Source organism: Enterococcus sp. DIV0187 (assembly GCF_051713785.1).
In the GTDB taxonomy this organism is placed as follows: Bacteria; Bacillota; Bacilli; order Lactobacillales; family Enterococcaceae; genus Enterococcus_A; species Enterococcus_A avium.
Window position 1 is genome coordinate 1,880,772 of record NZ_JBIOQO010000001.1, and the last position, 21,832, is coordinate 1,902,603.

Genomic DNA, 21,832 nt, shown 5'->3' on the forward strand with positions numbered 1-21,832 from the left:
CTTGATTACTCTTCTAAACCGTTTCTTTCGGTTACCTCTTTGAACCAGTAACCGGATTTCTTCACCGTTTTGATTTGTGTATGAATATTATTTGAAATGAAACCATAACGGTTCTTGTAAGAATTTAGCCAAGACCAGCAATCGATTGGTGTCCACATATGATATCCAAAGCAATTAGAGCCTTCTTCGATACCTTTATGCAGCCATTCTAAATGCTCTTGGACAAAATCAATCCGATAATCGTCTTCGATCATGCCATCAGCATTTTTGAAGCGCTCCTCATTTGAGACACCCATGCCATTTTCAGAGACATACCATGGAATATTTTTATAATTTTCTTTGATATTTACCGCAATATCATAAAGCGCTTTTGGATAAATTTCCCACCCGCGATCTAGATTCACACGACGTCCAGGCATATCGTAAGCATCATAATAACGGTCTGGCATCCACGCACCAACCGAATTTGGTGCTACATCAGGAGCCTTCACACGATTTGGATGATAGAAGTTCACACCTAAGAAATCAACAGTATTATTCTTCAAAATTTCTTTTTCTTCATCCGTGGTTTCCCATAGGACCTTGTCCTTCGTTAATAGCTCTTCTAATTCAGCTGGAAAATGTCCATAAATCGCTGGTTCTAGGAACATTTTATTGTTCCATAGCTCTGCAATCCTTGCCGCTTCTTGGTCTTCTGGCGCATCAGAAGCTGCGTAGGTAGGCGTAAGATTTAAAATTGTTCCGATTTGCGCATCTTCAATGTTCATTTTACGAAATGCTTGAATGGCTTTTGCGGATGCTAAGTTTAAATTATAAGCGACTTGTACTGCTTTTTTTCCATCAACGATATTTGGATAATGGAATTGGAATAAGTATTCACCTTCAACAACAACCATTGGTTCATTATGAGTTGTCCAGAATTTCACCCGATCGCCAAACAATTCAAAACATTTTTCTGCAAAACCAACATATAGATCGACTACTTTTTTTGATTCCCAGCCGCCGTATTTATCAAATAATTCTACTGGTAAATCAAAATGGTGCAGATTCATGACTGGAGTCATTCCTTCAGCGATCAACGCATCAATCACATTGTTGTAAAAATCTACAGCGTCCTGGTTAACTGTGTTCGTTTCTAAATCATCGATTAAACGACTCCATTGGATGCTCGTTCGTAAACTGTTCATTCCGATAGAATGCATCATTTGGATATCTTCTTTGTAGCTGTTATAAAAGTTGGAAGCGACGTCTGGTCCAACATGATTGTGGAATTTTTCGGGTTCGATCTCGAAGTGATAATCGAAGACATTGGCATGTTTTTTGTTAAAGCGTCCTTCACTTTGTGGGCCAGATGTTGCAGCACCCCACCAGAAATTCTTTGGGAAAGTTTTCATTGTAGATCTACCTCATTCTAAAAAATAGTTAGTAACCTCTGTAATAATAAAGGAGGTGGAATCCAGTGATCCGCACCCCCTTTGAATAAATTATTGTGCTTCTGCTACTTTTTTAAGCTCTTGTCTTGTTGCTAATGATACGAATGGCACGTACATCACAATTGAGATTACTAAGTTAACAGCCGCTAAAATTGCACCTGAGAAGCTTTGAGTTGCCAAGAATCCGCCAATGATTGGTGGTGTTACCCATGGTGGCATAACTGTTGCTGCTGGCACCCAACCAAAGCTGGTTGCAAAATACGCAGTTGAAATACAGATCATTGGTGTCAAGATGAATGGAATAAACATAATTGGGTTCAATACCAATGGTAGACCGAACATCAATGGTTCATTAATGTTGAAGATACCAGGTGCTGCAGCCAAGTTGTTTACAACCATGAACGGTTTGTTCTTACGTCCAACTAAATAGATAGCAATGATTAAACCAATTGTTACCCCTGTACCACCCATGTTTACAAATGAATCAACGAATGGTTTGTTAACAATGTAAGGCGCTGCTTTTCCTGCTGCCAACGCATTAGCGTTTGCTTCAATCGCTGGTGCATTGATTGCTTGCATGAATGGGTCGATCATATTGGCACCATGTAATCCAAAGAACCACAAGAATGGCGTAATGAAGGCAATTAGCAATGCTGAGCCGTAAGAGTTAGCTAAGCCCATGAATGGTTCTTGTACCAATGCATAGAATTCAGCAAACATATCTTTAACACCAAATCCGGCAATAATTGCTGCGATTAAACCAAAGATTGAAACAGTGATCATCGCTGGAAATAGAGATGCGAATGAACGGGCAACTGCTGGCGGCACGCCTTCTGGCATTTTAATAACTAATTTTTCGTTACCGACTAAACGAGTGAAGACTTCTGCCACTACGATACCGACGATCAATGCTACGAACAAACCAGAAGAGTTCATTCCGCTAGTTGCTGCACCTAAAGTAAAGAAAGAAGCAACAGATACGACCCCTGCACCTACTGGATCTTTACCATAATGATGTGCTAAGTTATAGGCAACTAGGAACGCGATGAAAACTGATAGAACACCAAATGTTCCGTTCCAAACAGCTCCACCAAAACCTGTCCAAGAATCCCCGCCAAAAATGCCGTTCATAAACTTACCGAAGGCTGGAATGCTTAGTGACAAGTTATTTAACATTACCGCTAATGCCCCTAAAATCATTAACGGCATTGTTACTGTAAAGGCATCCCGAATTGCGATCAAATGACGTTGATTACCGATCTTTGATGCATGTGGGATAAAGTGTTTCTCCATAAAATTGATAAATTTATCCATTTTTGTATTTCCCCCTATTTAAAAATAATCATAAAAACTTTGTCGACCTTTTGGAAAAATTTCAGCCGTAAACCCTTTGGCAGCTGTGACTTTGCCAAGAAAAACTCCTTCTGCTAAAGTCAATTCTCCCAATAATAATTCGCTCCACTCATGAATGGATGCTTTGATATCGCCTGCTTCATGTACTTTTTGACAAGTCCCCTGACTGACTAGCCAGCTACCAACATTCCAAGGACATTCCTTATCTTCAGTTACTTCTAAAATAATTTCTTTTTGGTTTATTGGAAGTTTCGGTAATAATTGCTTAATGTCGATAATTCGACTCATCATATAAGGTTCTAGAGTAATTTTAAGCTGCTCTTGTTCACGAAAACATTTTTCAATAAGTTCATGGACAGGTGCATAATAAAGAAATTCTTCAAATGATGAGACGTGGGATTTTAAGTACGTTAATAATTTTCGCAGTGCGAGTTCGTTTTCATAAGCAAGCTCATCTACTATCAGTGTGCTGCCTTGCATTCGATAAATAATGTAACCTTTCGCTTCACCAGCATCATCGTAAGCAACGGCATAAAATCGATGTGAATAATAATGATCTAGTCGTTCCCACCACCAGTCTTCACGTATCACTGTTCCATTCTGCTGTTGTTTCAATAAGCGCTGATAAATCGATTGGATCACCAGCTTCATCTGCTGCCAGGTTCCGCGTTTGACATTCCCCCTTCGTTCACTTGGTAAATAATTAAAGGCTAATGCTGGAATACGATAGATTTTTCTACGACTAGTCGGCTCGTATCCAAATTGACGATAAAAACTTTCAGAAAAAGGAGCAAGCTGGGATACTGCTACACCTTGTTCATAAAGATCCGTCAAGAGTTCAGGCATAATATTACTAACGCCGCCTTGCCCTCGATATTCTGGATAGCTGCTGACATAACCAACACCGGCCATTTTAACTCTTTCATTAAAAAGTTGAATTTCAAAATGATTCGCCATGACCAAACTTGTTAATTCACCATCGTGATACATGCCATAACTATCAGCATGTTCATAACGTGATAAGAAAAGCGGATCATCGATGATTGGTTGTTGTTTCCTAAAAGCGTATTCAATTAAACCTGTGATCGCTTTCAACGATTCATGATCACGAGCTAATTTCACGGGATCACTTCCTATTCGTTACCCAAACGTTTGTATAGATCAACGACTTCTTTTGCCATGTCGTTAAAGGTAATACTCGTCATTAAATGATCTTGACTATGAACAGCCAAAAGTGTCACGGTCATTGGATTTCCACTAGCTTCTTCAGTCAACAGCCCTGTTTGAGAATGATGTGCTTCTACTAAAGCTTGATCCGCTGCCTCAAGTTTTTCCTGTGCCAAAGTAAAGTTACCATCTTTAGCTGCTTGAATTGCTTCCATGGCATCGCTTTTAGCGTTACCGGCATTGATAATCAAGCCCATTACTGCTTCTAATTGTTCCTGACTCATTGTTTCGCTCATTTGCTTAGCTCCCCTTTAATTTCTTACTTCATTAGGCTTAGTGCAGTACCTAAAACAGCCTCACCATTCATCATGCCGTAATCTTTCATATCAATAACGTCAACAGGGATACCTTTATCCGCTAATTTTGTTTCAAACTGGCTCTTCATAAAACGAACTTGTGGGCCTAATAGTAAAACATCTACTGGTTTGCTTGCATCTTCTAATTTTGCATCCGCTTCCGAAGCTGAAACTGCGAAAATATCTGATTCTAACCCTTGAGCTTCAGCTGCTTTTTCCATTTTTGTAACTAATAAACTAGTGCTCATTCCTGCCGCACAAACTAACATAATTCTTTTCATATCTGACACTCCCTAATTTTTTTATTGTACACTTTATATAAAGCAATTCGCGTGCCAACTTTTTTTGCGCACACAAGCTGCTGTGATAAGGTTTTCAATTTACACACAAAAAAACTAGGATTACACACTGTGCAATCCTAGTTCAATTCGATTATCTTCTAGCGTCTTAACAATGTAGGCAATATCATCTTCTGTAAAACGTACACCGAACTGTTTTTCGATCATGGAGAGATTAGCAGCCGTTTGATTGAATCGCAAACGATGCTGTTGATGAAAATATTTTACATTCTCAAATGGCGGCCGCTCTTCGTTTTTCTTGATTTTGTCTACTAAGAAAGCAATATGCACACTCAGTGCTTGTATCGCTGTATTCTCGATGATCAGCTCTTGATCTTTGCGAATCATTTGTAGTACGTCGTCAATCAGTAAGAATAATGTCTTAACATCCAGTTCTGGAGAAAAGTTTTTTGTTAATGAATCAACCATCTCTGGCAGGGTAATGGTACTTCCTAACAAATCTTGAAATTCTAAGATTTTATCGCGTTTAAATAGATTCATCGCTGGAATAAATGGGATCTTTTGGTAATGGATCTCCATGGTGCCGACGATTGCCACGATATCTTTATGAGTGATCAACTGATCAATTCGATGCTTAAAGCTTTCTCGTTCTAAGGATTGCATTTGAATGATCTCAAATTCCTCTAAATTGACGATTTGCGAAACAACCTCATTTAATCGCTTAGAAACACCCTCACCAGTAAAGCAGGCGACGATGATCACTTTCTTTTCATCCTTTTGCGTAGGTTCTTCAAGACGAATCATTGTTTGGAACATAGAAATGACACTTGTGTAAATTTCTTCTAACGAACGACCTAATGTCGCTAAACGCAAGCTTTCCAGCACCAGCATTGTACTTGCCATAGAAATTACTCGAGTTCGGATACCCATCTCATGAAAGATCAGATTTCCAAAATTATTCGGCGATCCCATATCTGTCAATAAAATGATACCCTCTGAAAACTCCTCTTGTTTTCCTTGAATATAATTTTTGATCTGACCATACATTGCCTCTGTTCGTAAAGTCAGCGGCATATTAAAGGCAATACCATTGGAGGTTCCCAAAAGCTCCTGGACCGTCTCCAGCATACTGGAAGCAGTTGATTTACCATGCATGACAACCAATACTGCTACTTGTCGTTCGTCGACCTTTTGTGTCTCTTGATTATCCATCGTTAAAAACATCGTGATAAATCCGATTTCATCCAGCGGAATCATGATACTGTAGGCTTCCTCAATACGATTGGAAATTTCGATCGCCAATTGAAATTCTTTGGAATAGTTGCGGCGAATGCCATTTAAATTAGGATGTGAAATAAATTGATTGCCGCGAATTCGTTCAATCGTTGAATTGATGTGCAAAGCAAAAGCAAAGCGAACCTTTTCATCGTAATCACGATTCATTTGTACTGACGCAAAATCATAGAGATCATTCACTAATTTCCATAGATCATCAGAAATAATTTCCCGATAAGCATTGCTATGAGAAAGCTCTTCGACATAGGTTTCAAAATATTGATCAACATCATTGGAAATCAATTCTTCTAAATCAATCTCTGATAGGTTTTCACGACCAAGTTTTTCCAATTTATAGGTAATTGAATGATAAACTTCCATGTCTTTATTAGGGTCTTGACCCCAAACAACTTCTTCAGTGCCTGGCTTCAAAGTCAAATAGAGGTTTCGCTTATCCATAAATGGCATCAGCTTGTCTTGAACCTCATTCATACGCAACAAGCCTTTTTGTACGACCAGCGGCAAGTCTTCTTCTACGATCATTAATTTTTCTGATTCACTATTGGTTTGGTAGTGGAGGAAGGCTTTGGCGCAGACTAATTTTAAGTCACGTTTTAGCTGACCGATATTTCCTTCTGCATTATATAAAAGAAACGCTAACAGACTCCGCTTATCAATCGCAATCTCCTGCATTAATCGATTGGCTTCTTGTTGAAGAAATTCCTTAATGATTGCCAAGCGTTCATCCAAAGAGCGCTCAGCTAAAGATGGCAACTCAATTTGCATTGGGATACGTCTGTTGAAGGTAGATAGGAACATTGAGCTGGTTTCTGTTGTTGCTCCGATAATTTGTACAGAGGCTTGTTTTTCTTCGCCATCGCCTAATGAACGAAAAGTTCCCTTATCAATGAAGGTAAAAAGCATTTCTTGTCCTTCTGGAGGCAAGCGATGAATTTCATCCAAAAATAAAATACCACCGTTAGCTTGTTCCATTAGCCCAACTCTTGTTTCTTCTGCACCGGTGAAGGCTCCCCGCTTCACACCGAAAATGTGACCATAAAGCAGCTGTGGGTTTTGCGCATAGTCTGCACAATTGAAAGTAATAAATGGCGCATTTTCATCTAAGACCTTAGCTGAAACAGCAAAACGATACATACATTCCGCAAACATTGTCTTACCCGTTCCAGTCTCGCCAAAAATAATCGTATGCAACCCCCGAGGTGGGTATAAAATAGCCGCCTTTGATTTTTGAATCTGACTCTTTAAAGAATCTTCACGCCCGATTAAATTATCAAAATTAATATGTTGCTCGGTAGAAACCGTTGCGATTTGGAATTTCACTGGACGTCCATCAATTTTTTTTACTGTTCCGTCTTTAGTTAGTTCATTTAGATAACGGCTGACATTTGTACGGTCAACCCCCATTTGATCTGCCAATTCTTGTGCTGTCTGTTCGTTAGGATTTGCTCTCAATGCTTCTAGTACTTCATCTTTTCTCGATTTCAAAAAAATCCCTCCCGAAAGTGGTATAAACCATTTATATTGTAAACCTTTTCTTTTTGAATATCTACTAATTATCTTTGAAAGATCAGTTCCATCTAATGAAATGATTTGGTAATTTTATCCAATTCCTGAGCGATTTCCTTTTCAGAAATATCATTCATTAAGTAATGTTCCAGCAGCCCGACAATCCCATTGGCGTAGAAAATACTTGTCAGATATGAATGATCAGTCAGTTGCTCCATTAAATAGTCAATTTGATACTGAGCAAAAAATCCCTGTTTATCTGCATGAACTAGCCGCTTCAATTGTTCACGATGATCCGTGATATATTCAAAAGTCTTTCCTAACTTACGCTGACTATTCGTTTCACCGTTATCCTCACAGTATTCGACTAATTTCTGCATTTCATAAGCGATGCTTTTTTCAAGTAAATCGTCTTTATCGATAAAATGGAGATAGAACGTTCCACGATTAATATCAGCCACCTGACAAATTTGACTGACCGATATTTCTTCATAACTTTTTTTCGTTAAAAGTTGGTAAAAAACTGCTGTAATTGTCGTTTGTGTTTTTCGTTTTCGTCGATCCATTATTATACTCCGATCATTCATTAACTATTGTTCATTTAATCATAAATATAAATTTTGGTGCGTGAAACTTTTGAATAGTCCTCTTATTATAATGCACACGAGTTGATTAATCAACAGATGTTGATTTTTAAGACAAAAAAATGAAAACAGTGTTCTACGGTTTTTTATTCAATAAAATACCTTAACTTATTCATTTAGGTAAAGAAAAAGTCAGCGATTTTATTTGTTTTAAAGTAACTCATCCACCCGTGAAAACGGGTGGCTTTTTAACACCTCTAGAAGAGGTCACTGCTCGCGTACTCCATAAATGGAGCTTTTTAAAAGACCGCCAACCGCTCATCGCTCGCTACTTTATTTCTTTTTCTTCATTTTAAATGGATCGACGTATTCTCTTTTACTTATGCTATCTCGATTTCGATCCTCTGCTTCTTGTTCTCTTTTATATTTTGCAATTGTTTTCTGATTTAACCCTACTGTACTTACATAATAGCCTTTCGACCAAAAACTCTTATTCCCATATTTATACACTAAGTTTCCATGCTGCTCATGGATAAGCGTGGCGCTTCTTCCTTTTAAGAATCCCATGAAACTTGAAATGCTTATTTTCGGTGGCACTCTAACTAACATATGAATATGATCTGGCATGGCATGTGCTTCTATGATTTCTACCGACTGTGTGATAAACTTTTGTCGTCATTTGATGACATAGAAAAACTCCTTTCGATAGTATGAGCGGTTGGTAGCCACTTATTAGTATATCGAAAGGAGTTTTTATCGCTAAAGCTATCTCGTCCACGCGTAGAAACGCGCGGTTTTCTTGTTTCACTCGCTAACGCGAGCGAAACTGACTAAAGTCATTAACTAAATAAACCGCGAAGACTGCTCCGTCTTCGCGGTTTATGCCTAATCCTTATTTTCCATTGCTGCCTTTAATGCTGCAGCTAATGGACTTTCCTGTGGTTCCTCTTGATCATTGATTTTTTTCAATAAACGACGTTCTTCATGCTTCGTCATTTTCTTCGAACGTTCCTTCTTATCTAGCATTTTTTCTGTCGTTCCATCGTATTTACAACGGAAGTAAGAACCGTTCTTTCCATCAATGATCTCCATCTTGCGGTGACATTGCGGGCAGCGATGATTTGATACCTTTGGATCTTTACGGCGGCGATAATTACACTCTGGATTGGTACAAATATAAATTTTCCCATCTCGGGTATTCTTTTCTCGTAGTGGCGAACCACATTCTGGACATTTCTTCGCCGTAATGGAGAAATCCTGATATTTTTTATCGCTGTGCTTCACTTCACTGACTAGCTTCTTCGTGTCTGCTTCGATTTCTTGTAGAAATTGTTTGCTGCTATATTTCCCATTAGCGATTGACTCTAATTGCTTTTCCCACTTTTCTGTCAGCTCCGGCGTTACTAGCGAGGGATTTACTAATTCCAGCAACTGCTTGCCTTTTGGTGAAACTAATAAGCCTGTGTTGGTACGTTCCATCAATTCCGATTTAATCAGTTTTTCAATGATTTCCGCGCGAGTTGCTGGCGTTCCTAAACTATGCTTTTCCATTTGAGCCAGCAATGTTCCTTCATTCAAAGGTTTTGGCGGTGTAGTTAAGGCTTTTTCGATCGTAAAATTCGGTACGATCTTCATACCAGCTGTCCATTGAACAGCTTTTCGGACTTCTTCCGTAGGTTTCCAACCAGCTACCAAGATCTTGCTGTGACGGAAGGTGAATGTCTCCTTCTGGAAAGTTACCGTTACTTTTTGCTGACTCTCCTTATGGGCATCGGCGAATAATCCTAAAAATCGCGTCACGATCATATTGTAAATTCGTTGCTCATCAGTGGTTAACTTCTCAAAGCGTGGACGCTGTTCAGTTGGAATCAGTGCATGATGATCTGTCACCTTGTTATCCTGGAACACACGTTTCTGCTTCACTTGTGCTCCGTTTTTAATGTAAGTTTTAACCTCTGGCGCAAAATCACTGACTGCTTGTAACCGTTCCTTCATTGTTGCTTTCATATCATTGGTTAGATACTTGCTGTCTGTCCGTGGATAGGTCACAATTTTGTGCGTCTCATATAAGCTTTGAACTAGCGACAAGGTTTTCTTTGCTGAAAACTGATAGCGGGCATTGGCTTCCCGCTGAATTTCAGTTAGATCATATGGTAACGGTGCTGGTTCTGTTTTTTCTTTTTCTGTAATATCAGTGACTGTCCCTTTTTGCTGTGACAGCTCTTTGACTAATTTTTCTGCTGCTTCACGTTCCGTAATGCCATACGGATTCTTTTGATTGAGTTTAGCTTTCTGTCCATCCACCTCTAATGAAATGACAAAATAATTTTGGGGACGGAATTTTTCAATCTTCTTTTCTTGCTGTCGAACCATCGCAAGTGTCGGCGTTTGTACCCGACCCGCTGAAAGATTATCTTCATATTTTACAGTCAACGCTCGTGTAACATTCAAACCCACAAGCCAATCTGCTTTTGCTCGTGCTAAAGCAGAGTAATACAAATTGTCATACTCTTTCGCCGGCTTTAGATTTTTGAAGCCATCCTTGATCGCTTTAGTCGTTTGTGAGGAAATCCATAATCGTTTGACTGGTTTTTCAAACCGCACATACTCTAAGATCCAACGTGCAACCAGCTCCCCTTCACGTCCAGCATCAGTGGCAATAACTGCCTCTGAGATATCTTTTCGTTTCGCCAGCTGCTGGATTGATTTCAATTGTCCACGTGTCTTGGGTAGTGGTTTGATCCCAATATATTTGGGAATCATCGGCAATGTTTCCATCTGCCAGCTTTGCCATTCCTTATTTAGATCCTCTGGCATTTTCAGGCTCAATAAATGACCAAGGGCCCAAGTCACGACAACATTGGGTCCTTCAAAGTAATTTTTATTCTTTTGATTGGCGTTAAGCACCTTGCTCAAGTCTCTTGCAACGCTTGGCTTTTCCGCTATAATTAGCTGTTTCATAAAATTCCTTTCTGCTGTCAACCGTCAACGGCTGCTCGTCTTTTAATAACGCAAGACCCCAATACTGCTGCAAATAATCATCACACTCTTCACACCAGCGTTCGTCTTGGTCTTTCCAAAATGCACTTAAAAAATTATGTTTCGCATTACTATATGTATTGGTTTTTTGGAGCTCGCTCCAACGATGTTCATAATATGCTACAGCCGCGTCAAAATCTTCAAAAGTCGCGGTTTCTTGAATATCTTCTTGCCATTCTTCAAAGAACCACCAAGGTTCATTATCTCCATACATTGTTATTACTTGATACATCCCGTTACCCTTCTTTCCATCTCAATCATAAGTATCATGAAATAAAAATTCAAGAAAAATGTTTCCAGCTGATACAGGATCTTGAAAAAGTTCGTTCTCTACGATCCTTTTTCAGAAAAATATTGCTTTTTTCTTAATTCTATCGTAACACAAAGCGGCGGGATTTTACATGGTCCTTAAGAGAGTTATAATATAAATTGGATTTATTTGCTCTGTTTTTCGCAGGTGCTATTTTTTGCTTTCCAGAGATTAGCAAAATGGCCGGCTACGGAGCTTTTTGAATTTTTACATCAAAAGAATTTATTCTGTAGTTCATAAATAACCGCAAGTTTTATAAAATTGAAAGAAGGCCTTTTTAGTTTGAGTAAAATCAAAAATTCATTATTTCAACCTCGACCCACTTGGCAAAAGAATTTGATCGTTTTATGGTTTGGCACATTTATGGCCGGCATTGGATTTAGTTTGGTCATGCCCTTTATGTCCTTATACATTGACTCATTAGGAAGTTACAGCAACCAGCAATTAAACTTCTGGAGTGGAATTACCTTTTCTTCAACTTTTTTGGTCACCGCGATTGTATCACCTTTATGGGGACGCTTAGCTGACCAAAAAGGACGTAAATTGATGCTATTGCGTGCTTCTCTTGGTATGGCAATTGTGATTAGCTTGATGGGAACTGTGGGAAATGTCTATCAGTTGATTGGTCTGCGTTTACTTCAAGGTGTCTTTTCTGGTTATATCAGTAACGCCACAGCCTTAGTCGCAACTGGAACTCCACGAGAAAAAAGCGGACAAGTCCTCGGAACTTTAGCAACTGGTGCTGTCACCGGAAACTTACTCGGTCCATTAGTAGGCGGTGTTACTGCCTCAATTTTCGGCTATCGTTTGACCTTCTTTATCACCGGAAGTATTTTGTTTTTAGTCTTCTTGCTTAGTCTCTTCTTCGTTCATGAAGAATTCACCCCAGTTGAAAAAAACGATATGCTTCCTGCGAAAGAAATCTTTCATAGTTTGAAATATCCCCACGTTGTAATCGGTATGTTCGTTACAACCCTGATTATTCAAGCTTCAAATAATTCGATTAGTCCAATTATTAGTCTTTATATTAGACAATTGATGCACAATCATGGAAACGTCACACTCGTCAGCGGAATTATTGCTTCAATCCCGGGAATCGCTACTTTGATTGCAGCACCGCGTTTTGGTCGCTTGGGGGATAAAATCGGCAGCGAAAAAATTCTAGGTATCGGTTTAATCTTTGCAATGCTGGTTTTCTTGCCAATGTCTATCGTTACAAATGTTTGGCAATTGGCCTTTTTGCGATTCTTAGTTGGAATCTCTGACGCTTGTCTTCTGCCTGCTGTACAGGCCCTGATCACAAAGTATTCGCCGCAAGAAGCTGCTGGAAGAATATTCAGTTACAATCAATCCTTCCAAGCTGCTGGTAATGTTGTTGGACCGATGATCGGTTCTAGCGTTTCTTCGATCTTTGGATATCGAGGGGTCTTTATCTCAACCTCAGCTCTTGTGTTGACCAACTATCTATTGGTACATCGCAATACAAAAGAAATCAGCGAGAAGCTGCATCAAAGTCATCAAACGCATTAATTTCCGAGACTTCGAGACTTATTAATGGCAACTTTTTGAGTAGTTTTCTATACTAAGAAAGAATATGAATGAAAGAAGTGAAGAACATGCTTGAGGGACAACTAAAATTTCTCGATTTTTTCCTGAACAATACAATTGAAGGAAAAGAAGAGCAAGCAAAGGAAATCTTGGTTAAAAGCTTTGCGGATCAAGAAACTAATGCTTTAAGCTTAGAAGAATTTAAACAGCTACAGGAAAAGCTCTTTCCTTTGATCAAACCTGAAAAACTGAATGAAGTTAAAGTTGCAATGGCACATTTCGCTCAGAGTTTGGCATAGAAAAAAAAACATCAAAATTTCGGTCTTTTTCAAAATTCAGAAATAGCACAAAAAAACTAAAAGGAAGGTTCCCCTCCCTTTTAGTTTTTTTGTGCTATTTGTCACCTAAGATTAATCCCCTGATAATCTCATATAACAAAATGGTTACAGTTCTATACATTAAATATATTGTAATTCTTTTGTTTCTTGATAGGCATGATCAATCAACCCGCCGCCGAGACATTCCATACCATCGTAGAATACGACCGCTTGGCCTGGAGTGATTGCACGAACAGGATCATCAAAAATTACTTCCGCACGATCACCATCCAATAAACGAACCGTTACGGGTACATCTTGCTGACGGTAACGGAACTTCGCTGTGCATTTAAATTCCTTTGGCCGATCTTCATTCGTTGTGAAGTGGATTTCACTGGCATCCAAGCTTGTCGCATATAGTGCTTCATGATGGAAACCTTGACCAACATACAATGTATTGGTAGATAAATCCTTGCCGACGACGAACCACGGATCGTTGGTTTTTCCGCCGCCGCCGATACCTAAACCTTGACGTTGGCCGATTGTGTAGTACATCAATCCATCGTGTGTACCTTTTTCTTCCCCATCTAAAGTCACCATCTTGCCCTTTTTAGCTGGCAAGTAATTGCTTAAGAATTGTTTGAAGTTCTTTTCCCCGATGAAGCAAACACCGGTTGAATCTTTTTTCTTGGCAGTAGCTAAGCCAGCTCGTTCAGCGATTGCGCGAACTTCTGGTTTTTGCATACCGCCTAAAGGAAACATAGTTTTTGCTAGTTGTTCTTGCGAAAGTTGACTCAAGAAATAGGTTTGATCCTTGTTGTTGTCCACACCACGCAGCATGTGAACCACACCGTTTTCGTCTTTTTCGACTTGAGCGTAATGTCCGGTTGCCACATAATCCGCACCTAGTTCCATTGCGTAATCCAAGAAAGCTTTGAATTTGATTTCCTTGTTACACATCACATCTGGGTTCGGTGTGCGGCCTGCACGGTATTCTGCCAAGAAATATTCAAAGACTCGGTCCCAATATTCCTTCTCAAAGTTGACAGAGTAATAAGGAATCCCAATTTGGGCAGCGACTTTCGCTACGTCCTTATAATCCTCTGTCGCGGTACAAACACCATTTTCATCAGTGTCATCCCAATTTTTCATAAAAATGCCGACTACATCGTAACCTTGTTCCTTTAACAACAGAGCAGTTACTGATGAATCGACGCCGCCGCTCATTCCTACGACGACTCTTGTGTTGCTGTTAGACACAGTATCACCATCATTTCAAAATAGATTTCCGAAAACTCTACGATTTGAAGGTCGCAACTTTTCAGTATGACGAATTATACAACATAAATCTTAAATTTTCGATAGATAATTCTTCAGAAAAATTTTATTTGTCTTTTTGTATTGTTTGTATTAATATTTACAATACAAAAGGGAGTGAGCATATGATCTTAGAAATTGATCCTCGTTCTGAAGAACCCATTTATTTACAACTACGTAAACAAATCATTATCGGCATCGCTCAAGGTGAATTGCAGCCAAATGAACAGTTACCGACAGTCCGTCAATTTGCGGATGAACTAGGAGTAAATACAATGACTGTTTCAAAAGGCTATCAGCAACTGCGAGAAGAAGGCTACCTGATCACTGATCGTCGTAAAGGAACATTGGTCGCTCCTTTGCCGGTTGCCGCTAAAAAAACTAACGAAGAAAATTTAACATTACTGTTAGCAGAACTTTATTTAGCTGAACCTGATGAAAAAGCAATCCAAGAAAAAGTTCAACAGATTTTGACGAGTTTCGGAAAGGATGAGCGCTGATGTTATCCCCTATTATTTTAGTCATATTGATTTCTTGTAACTTTATCATGGCGTTTACAAATTCTTTAGCCGCTAAGCCCCACAATTATGTTATCGTGGAAAACACCTTTCCTGCTGATAAAATCAATGATCCGCTAGTACTAGCTTTCAGACGAAATTATCGAAAGCGTCAATTTCAACTGGCATTTCTATTGACTATCTTAGACTTAAGCTTGTTGATCCCTATGAAGGATTCTATTTTTATGCTGCTGTTTTTCATCCTTCTTTATATCACAATCGGTGCGGGATACTTCTTGCAAATTCGTTATATCCGTAAAGGGCATCAATTAATTGTAGACAATAACTGGCAATTAACCCAGCAGCCAATACAAGTCGATACCAAGCTTGTACTTGAGAAAAACCAAAAGCTTGTTTCACCTTGGTGGTTTGTTCTTTCATTTGTACTCCTGATTTTATTGACAGTACTTCTTCACCAGCGAGAAATGGGAAGTCTGACTTGGATTCTATTCGGCACAAACATATTTGTTTTACTTTTGTTTCTGGTAGGTTGGTGGGCAATCAGTCGACTGCCTGTGCGAGCTTTGACCAATGATTCAAAAATCAATCGGCAATATAACGATCTGACGAAATTTTACTGGTCAGCATTTATTACAGGTACGAGTTTCATTGTTCTGTTGATTATTTATCTGCCTTTGATTACTTTGGAATCTAGTCCGCGCCTCTTTAACCTATTGACGATTATTGAGTTTCTGGCGATTTTCCTTTTCTGCGGCTTTACCCTGTGGTGGCTGATCCGTTTGCGTAACAAACAGGATCAGTTATTGACTCAAACGCCCAGCTTTCGCTATACAGGCGATGATTATTATTGGCGCTATGGGATTTAACTACAACCCTGACGATCGTCGATTGATGGTTCCTGACCGTATCGGTTTGAATATCACGGTGAATTTAGCACGAATTGGTGGAAAAATTTTTATCGGCTTGCTGCCTATAGTTCTGATAGGTGTTATGGTGATCACCGTTGTTCCTTTATACATTTTAGACTATCATCCCGATCCATTAACCTATGAAACAAAGCAGGAAAGTGTTATTTTGGATGGCCCATTCTACCGGGAACGAAAAATTCCCTACAAGGATATAGAAAAAATGGCTCTGATTGAACGCTTGCCACGTGTTGGTATGAAAGTGAACGGACTGGCAACGGAGAATTACGCCATCGGCAGCTTTAAAGTTGCTGGAAAATCCGCCTCTCTTTTCGTGGACTATCAATCAAAACCAATTTTACAAATTCAGACAAAAAATCGAGATTACTATTATACCAACACAGATCCTACTGCTACCAAACAGCTCTATCAAGAAGTGAAGAACCATCAATAAATAAAAAATGATCCCACTCCAATTGCATGAAGTGGGATTATTTTTTTATTCAACGACGCCAATCCGATTGATTGGCCAGAAAACAAATTTTACATTAGTCAAAATATCCTTTTGATCGATCATTCCGATGATTCGTCCATCTTTTGAGATACGTCGGTTATCTCCCAGAACAAATAATTGTCCATCAGGAACTTTTTCGTAGCCAAACAAACCTTGCAGATCGAAATCAAAGGTCAATGGCTGACCGTCCGTCAATTTGCCTTTATACTCTTCTAAATATGGCTCATCATATTTCTTTCCATTAATGTAAAGCTGGTCGTCTTTGTAAGCGACGGTATCTCCAGGTAAGCCAATCACACGTTTCACATAATCGGTTCCCGGGTCATCCGGTGCTGGAAAAGTTACCACATCAAAACGATTGATCTCTGCATGTTTCAATCCAAACATCCGCTCACCATCATTCAGGTTAGGCTTCATTGAATCTCCAATCGCCTCTACAGGTGAAAATACGTAATGCCGTAACGCGATTACCGCACCTATCATAACAACATATAAAAGAACCGTTTTCGCAATTTCTTTAACCTTCACTTTTTTCCTCCCTTATTTAAATATCTCGTATGATCTTTATATTTAATTTACCATAGCAGCTCCGTCATGAAAACAGCCCGTTGCCTTTTTAAGCATTTATTCACTATCAGCATAGTCGTCAAAAAAAGACATCGATTTCTCGATGCCTAGGCTTATTTTAATTTTTTTATCTCTGCTTCTTTGTAATCCGCGATCTCATCGATCAGATTTTCTGAGATAGGTGTGCCAAAAGGTAACGGCTCTCTCAAAAAACCGCGTTCCGGTGCATCGACCCCAACATTAATGTCTTCAGCAATCGGCATACTATAGTTGTGAATGTGACCATGAAGGTTGCGAATGTTTAATGTCTTTCCGAGAAGCATTGGATAATGAGTCAAATAATACTGATGATGATTAAATTTTACAATTGCTCCAACATCATGAAACTCAAATTTGTTCTCTCCATTTGCAAGTTTAGGATCATGGGCAGCTAAATATCTAAAAAAGGTCCGTGAATCATGATTCCCTTTGATAAATACAATTTTTCCCGTTAACTGCACTAATTGCTCTAAAATATCCTTAAAACCCTTTTCATATAATGGGTGCATTGCAACATCACCTAAATGATAGACTGTGTCCTTCTCGTTGACAACATTGTTCCAAGCAGTAATCATTTGCTGATTCATTTCTTCGACAGAATCAAATAGGCGCGGCGCAAAGTCATTATCGCCTAAAAGATTTTCGTGAAAATAATGGGTATCTGATATAAAATATTTCATTCTAATCACCTACAAAACGAATTCTAATTCATATCTTTATTTTACCATCTCTGCTAAAAAAAAGCGCTGCTTGAGAAAAAGGCAGATTGACAAAGCAGGGAATAAAACTGACGGCTAACTCGAACAATGGGATTAACTTTTTCAAAAAGCAAAAAAGTTAATTCTATTCTCATCACGCCTATCATCGCACTAAACATCTTGAGAAATAATTTATGCTAAGTCCATTATTTTACTTTCCAACTAATACAAACTGCAAAAAGTGCGACTGACAGCTAACTCCTTCTAAAGAATGATTTTTCCAAAAAACAGAAAAAATCCTTCATTGTCGCTTCGCATACGATCCAACTAAAGTTCGCGTTATTTAACATATCAGCTAATCTTTATTTTTCTCGAACAAAGCAAACTGTGAAAAGTTGGACTCACAAAAACAAGGCTGCCAGTTTATACCTGGTAGCCTTGTTTTTGTAAAATTGCTTGATATTTCATTTTAATAATTGTGATGACCGCCTCAAGTTGTGTCAGATCTTCTACTTTGGTCGCATCGAATTCTCTTGTTCGTTTAAAGGATTTTCCTGTATCAATCAAATGAAAGATCTGGTTCCAACGTTCAAATTCAGAAAGATTATTGAGATTTGCAATCGGAAACGCTGCTCCATCACAAATTTCCCACAAACGGAAGATCAAAAAAGCTGTATCGACCACTTCCATTTTTCTTTTTTTCTTTTTACATTGAATGATAACCTTTTCAGGATTATATTTTAGGTACCAATCTAACAGAATAAAAAAAGCTTCCCAGCGATAGCTATCGCGGAACATCTTTTGTGTGTCGGGCATGTCACGAAAAATCAGAGGAATCAAATATTTTTTCTTATATTTCAAACAAGGAATCCCATCGATAAAGTAATCTACATAGCGAGTTAGATAACTATTCCCTTCATAATCACTGATATAGTAATCTTCGACACCGTATTTTTTTAACTCTTTTGTCAGGTTGGCACAGTCTTCAATTGAGACGGTCAGCCCCGACAAGAGACGGAAATCAGAAATAATTTTGTGATGCTCGATTGTTTGTATCTTGTGAACCAACTTCTCACCTTCATTTCCAACAATATTCTTACTATCAGTGTACCATAATCTTTTTAATTTGAAGCTCCTTAGCGTTAAAAAGATTCAGAAAAAAAGGTAAATATACTAAATTAGAAGTCGGATTATAATCGATGCCCCTTCGAATTAAGCGTTACCTAAAAATAATATCATTATTTTTAATGATTAAATAACTGATGCTTCTATTTCTTTTAAAATCCTTTTAGCAACCAACGCTTTTCTTCTACTTAAATAGAAAAAAGAAGAAGCTGTGACAAAAATCTTGTCACAGCTTCCTCTTTCGTACAAACGGTGTTCCAGAAATAGCTTCTGTCACAACCTCTCTCTATGATTAAATTTCTTCTTTAACAAACAATCCGCGATCAATCATACCATCCATCAGAAAGTAAAATTTTTCTTGGACCATTTCTTGTTTTGCATCTTTGAAAATATCTACAGCTTTTAGTCCATTCGCTGTTGTCACTGACATCTTCAAGGTACTGATATCTTTTGCCACCGTAATTTTCAGCTTAAAGCCTTCTTTACTTTGGGGAGTTGCTTGCAATGGACGAATTAATTGGAAATTGCCAGAGCTTGTTTCTGTAAAGCCGTTGTCACGCAATGTATACTTTTTAGCAGTAGGCGCTAATGCATATTGATATTTTGATCCCTTAATCGTTGCTGTCTTTGTAAATGCCATATACTCACCTCATCTTTTTCTTTCACTATTGATTATAAAGATAAGTATCAAGCATTTCAATCCAGATTATCTCTTCTTAGTCAGTTCCTGCAAACTGGTCACTAGCTGTTCTGCGAAATACTCGACTTGCTCCATCGTATTGCCATAGCCAAAGCTTACCCGTACGGATTCTTTTATTTCTGGAGCTTTTTTTCCGTACATTGCTTCTAAAACGTGGGATGGATCAATCGTTCCTGCTGTACAAGCAGATCCAGTGGAAACTGCGATACCTTGCAGGTCTAACTTCATCAGCAACAAATCATTATTGATTCCAGTAAAGCGCAAATTCAAAACATGCGGCAATTTATTATTCAAATCGCCATTCACCTGATAATCAATGTCTGCTTGATCCAATGTCGTTAACACTTTCTGGGTAAACTGTTCATACAACTCACGTCGTTTTTCCCGTTCTTCTTCTGTTAACAATTCAACAGCCTTTGCCATTCCGCAAATGCCAGCTAAATTCTCCGTTCCCGCGCGGCGTTTTTCTTCTTGCTCGCCGCCATGAAGCAATGGCGCTAATTGGGCTTTATCGCTTTTGAACAAAAAGCCGACACCTTTTGGTCCATTGATCTTGTGAGCTGAAATGCTTAGAAAATCAATGCCTAGCTCATGAGGACGAATAGACTGATTTCCATAAGCTTGAACCGCATCGGTGTGGAAATATGCCGGATGATCCTTCAAGCGTTCTCCAATCTCTTTGATAGGCATTAAATTACCGATTTCATTATTGCCGTACATAATTGAAACTAAGATTGTATCTGGACGCAAGCTGGCATCTAAGTCCTCTAAAGAAATATTTCCTTTGCGATCTACCGGCAAATACGTTACTTCAAAACCTTGTGTTTCTAAATATTTCATTGTATTGATCACCGCTGGATGTTCAATCTGCGTCGTAATCAAGTGACGGCCTTCCTGCTGGCGAGAAAAGGCTGTTTCCAAAATCGCGGTATTATCACCTTCTGTCCCGCCACTATTAAAGATGATTTCATGATATTTTACGCCGAGACTTTTACCGATGACTTCCCTCGCCATTTCCAATTTCCCAGCAGCTTGCCGACCAAATAAATGAACACTTGATGGATTACCGAATGTTTCTGTAAGGATTTCCGTCATTGTTGCGACTACTTCTGGATGCATGGGGCTCGTTGCCGCATGATCTAAATATATATTTTCCACAAACTTTCGAACCTTTCCCTCTGCGAAGTTTATTTTAATCGAAAAAAAAGAAAAGGGCAATGCTGCCCTTTTACTTAAAATCTTTTTGTTCCATCGTAAATAATGGGCTGACAGATTCATTTTCATGAATTCGTTTTACTGCTTCACCCATCAAATCTGAACAACTGATAATCGACAATTTTTTAGGATGGCGCTCAGGCCCAGTTAGAACAGAATCTGTAATACAAATGTCTTTGATGTCAGCAGCATCTAAATTTTCTTTTGCTGGAGGTGATAACAAACCATGAGAAGCACAAGCGACTACTTCCTTCGCGCCTGCCTTCCTTAACGTTTTCGAAGCATTGGAGAAAACTTCTCCAGTATTCAAAATGTCGTCTACCATGATACAACAGCGACCTTCTACATCTCCGATCACATACCCAGAATCTGGATTGCCTTCTTCAGCGACATCCACGATCGCGATTGCTGTATCTAAATATTCTGCCAAACTACGGGCGCGTTGAACACCGCTGTTTTTGGGAGAAACTACAACATAGTCATCTCCCACCATTCCACGGCGACGATAATAATGCGCAAACAATGGCATCGTAAATAAATTGTCAACTGGAATATCAAAGAAGCCTTGGACTTGCACAGTGTGTAAATCAAGGGTCAATACTCTTGTTGCACCTGCGTCTGAAAGTAAATTCGCAATCAATTTTGCTGTGATCGGCTCGTGAGGTTTAGCTGTACGATCTTGTCTAGCATAGCCATAATACGGCAATACAACATTGATCGTTTTTGCACTCGCTCGCTTCAAAGCATCGATCATGATTAATAATTCTAAATAATAATCATTTACTGGCTCATTGGTGGATTGGACTAAATAAACGTCATATCCCCGAACGGTCTCCTCTAAATTAATCGAGATTTCTCCATCACTGAACTGTTTGACCGTACTTTTTCCTAACGGTACGCCACAGACATCGGCGATTTTTTCAGCCAACGGTCTGTTCCCATTAAGACTAAAAATTTTAAACTTATCCTTACTTTCTTCTGACATGGTGTCCCTCCAAGTATTTTTGTACCACCAGTTTAACATAT

At 38.9% G+C, this 21,832-nt stretch carries 21 protein-coding genes and 1 pseudogene; 5 read left to right on the plus strand and 17 right to left on the minus strand.

The annotated features are described in order from the left end of the window. Window positions 1–5: 5 nt before the first annotated feature. From IGI52_RS09185 to IGI52_RS09230, 10 genes and pseudogenes are all read right to left on the minus strand, one after another. Window positions 6–1,394, minus strand: a complete 1,389-nt coding sequence (locus IGI52_RS09185) for a glycoside hydrolase family 1 protein (RefSeq protein WP_438781123.1) — start codon at window positions 1,392–1,394, stop codon at window positions 6–8. A 90-nt stretch (window positions 1,395–1,484) separates the two neighbouring features. Further along, on the minus strand, window positions 1,485–2,747 hold the full coding sequence (locus tag IGI52_RS09190; protein ID WP_016181422.1) for a PTS sugar transporter subunit IIC: 1,263 nt from the start codon (window positions 2,745–2,747) through the stop codon (window positions 1,485–1,487). An 18-nt stretch (window positions 2,748–2,765) separates the two neighbouring features. Beyond that, complete coding sequence (locus IGI52_RS09195; RefSeq protein WP_016181421.1) at window positions 2,766–3,908, minus strand: GNAT family N-acetyltransferase; 1,143 nt, start codon at window positions 3,906–3,908, stop codon at window positions 2,766–2,768. 11 nt (window positions 3,909–3,919) lie between these two features. After that, a complete protein-coding gene (locus IGI52_RS09200; protein ID WP_204371491.1) occupies window positions 3,920–4,249 on the minus strand; it encodes a PTS lactose/cellobiose transporter subunit IIA in 330 nt (109 codons plus the stop codon). 23 nt (window positions 4,250–4,272) lie between these two features. Then, window positions 4,273–4,590, minus strand: a complete 318-nt coding sequence (locus IGI52_RS09205; RefSeq protein WP_016181419.1) for a PTS sugar transporter subunit IIB — start codon at window positions 4,588–4,590, stop codon at window positions 4,273–4,275. Window positions 4,591–4,710: 120 nt separating this feature from the next. Beyond that, window positions 4,711–7,389 carry a sigma 54-interacting transcriptional regulator gene (locus tag IGI52_RS09210; protein ID WP_438781124.1) on the minus strand — a complete coding sequence of 893 codons (2,679 nt, stop codon included), beginning with the start codon at window positions 7,387–7,389 and terminating at the stop codon, window positions 4,711–4,713. 92 nt (window positions 7,390–7,481) lie between these two features. Then, a complete protein-coding gene (locus IGI52_RS09215) occupies window positions 7,482–7,976 on the minus strand; it encodes a TetR/AcrR family transcriptional regulator (protein ID WP_438781125.1) in 495 nt (164 codons plus the stop codon). 351 nt (window positions 7,977–8,327) lie between these two features. Next, window positions 8,328–8,651: pseudogene (gene tnpA / locus IGI52_RS09220) on the minus strand (IS200/IS605 family transposase); the annotation flags it as partial. Window positions 8,652–8,879: 228 nt separating this feature from the next. Next, window positions 8,880–10,955 (minus strand): DNA topoisomerase III, encoded by a 2,076-nt coding sequence (locus IGI52_RS09225; protein WP_438781126.1) that lies wholly within the window; start codon window positions 10,953–10,955, stop codon window positions 8,880–8,882. Beyond that, window positions 10,894–11,265 carry a DUF1033 family protein gene (locus tag IGI52_RS09230; RefSeq protein ID WP_016181415.1) on the minus strand — a complete coding sequence of 124 codons (372 nt, stop codon included), beginning with the start codon at window positions 11,263–11,265 and terminating at the stop codon, window positions 10,894–10,896. Before IGI52_RS09230 ends, IGI52_RS09225 begins: the two co-directional genes overlap by 62 nt. 360 nt (window positions 11,266–11,625) lie before the next feature. Here IGI52_RS09230 and IGI52_RS09235 point away from each other — a divergent pair, with 360 nt between their 5' ends. Together IGI52_RS09235 and IGI52_RS09240 are read left to right on the plus strand one after the other, a co-directional pair. After that, window positions 11,626–12,873 (plus strand): multidrug efflux MFS transporter, encoded by a 1,248-nt coding sequence (locus tag IGI52_RS09235; RefSeq protein WP_137439769.1) that lies wholly within the window; start codon window positions 11,626–11,628, stop codon window positions 12,871–12,873. A 68-nt stretch (window positions 12,874–12,941) separates the two neighbouring features. Continuing rightward, complete coding sequence (locus IGI52_RS09240; protein ID WP_225844329.1) at window positions 12,942–13,190, plus strand: hypothetical protein; 249 nt, start codon at window positions 12,942–12,944, stop codon at window positions 13,188–13,190. Window positions 13,191–13,349: 159 nt separating this feature from the next. Here IGI52_RS09240 and mnmA read toward each other — a convergent pair whose 3' ends face one another. Then, window positions 13,350–14,468: a tRNA 2-thiouridine(34) synthase MnmA gene (mnmA, locus tag IGI52_RS09245; RefSeq protein WP_034876776.1), complete on the minus strand. Its 1,119-nt coding sequence runs from the start codon at window positions 14,466–14,468 to the stop codon at window positions 13,350–13,352. Between the two features lie 182 nt (window positions 14,469–14,650). Between mnmA and IGI52_RS09250 the strand changes: the two genes are divergently transcribed. From IGI52_RS09250 to IGI52_RS09260, 3 genes are read left to right on the plus strand one after another with little or no spacing between them, the layout of a single operon-like run. Further along, window positions 14,651–15,025, plus strand: coding sequence for a GntR family transcriptional regulator (locus IGI52_RS09250; protein WP_049221065.1), 375 nt, complete (start codon window positions 14,651–14,653; stop codon window positions 15,023–15,025). After that, window positions 15,025–15,909: a hypothetical protein gene (locus IGI52_RS09255; RefSeq protein ID WP_438781127.1), complete on the plus strand. Its 885-nt coding sequence runs from the start codon at window positions 15,025–15,027 to the stop codon at window positions 15,907–15,909. Before IGI52_RS09250 ends, IGI52_RS09255 begins: the two co-directional genes overlap by 1 nt. Beyond that, window positions 15,899–16,402, plus strand: coding sequence for a PH domain-containing protein (locus tag IGI52_RS09260; protein ID WP_438781128.1), 504 nt, complete (start codon window positions 15,899–15,901; stop codon window positions 16,400–16,402). The genes IGI52_RS09255 and IGI52_RS09260 overlap by 11 nt, the downstream gene beginning before the upstream one ends. Window positions 16,403–16,447: 45 nt before the next feature. Here IGI52_RS09260 and lepB read toward each other — a convergent pair whose 3' ends face one another. From lepB to IGI52_RS09290, 6 genes are all read right to left on the minus strand, one after another. Next, complete coding sequence (gene lepB, locus IGI52_RS09265) at window positions 16,448–16,990, minus strand: signal peptidase I (RefSeq protein ID WP_016181409.1); 543 nt, start codon at window positions 16,988–16,990, stop codon at window positions 16,448–16,450. A gap of 152 nt (window positions 16,991–17,142) precedes the next feature. Beyond that, on the minus strand, window positions 17,143–17,748 hold the full coding sequence (locus tag IGI52_RS09270; RefSeq protein WP_216453508.1) for a metallophosphoesterase: 606 nt from the start codon (window positions 17,746–17,748) through the stop codon (window positions 17,143–17,145). Window positions 17,749–18,189: 441 nt separating this feature from the next. Further along, complete coding sequence (locus IGI52_RS09275) at window positions 18,190–18,834, minus strand: hypothetical protein (RefSeq protein ID WP_016181406.1); 645 nt, start codon at window positions 18,832–18,834, stop codon at window positions 18,190–18,192. 349 nt (window positions 18,835–19,183) lie between these two features. Next, entirely contained in the window at window positions 19,184–19,531 is a 348-nt protein-coding gene (locus IGI52_RS09280) for a DUF1831 domain-containing protein (RefSeq protein ID WP_016181405.1), read from the minus strand. Window positions 19,532–19,597: 66 nt separating this feature from the next. Further along, window positions 19,598–20,749 (minus strand): cysteine desulfurase family protein, encoded by a 1,152-nt coding sequence (locus IGI52_RS09285; RefSeq protein ID WP_207486910.1) that lies wholly within the window; start codon window positions 20,747–20,749, stop codon window positions 19,598–19,600. A gap of 70 nt (window positions 20,750–20,819) precedes the next feature. After that, window positions 20,820–21,791, minus strand: a complete 972-nt coding sequence (locus IGI52_RS09290) for a ribose-phosphate diphosphokinase (RefSeq protein ID WP_016181403.1) — start codon at window positions 21,789–21,791, stop codon at window positions 20,820–20,822. Between the last annotated feature and the right edge of the window lie 41 nt (window positions 21,792–21,832).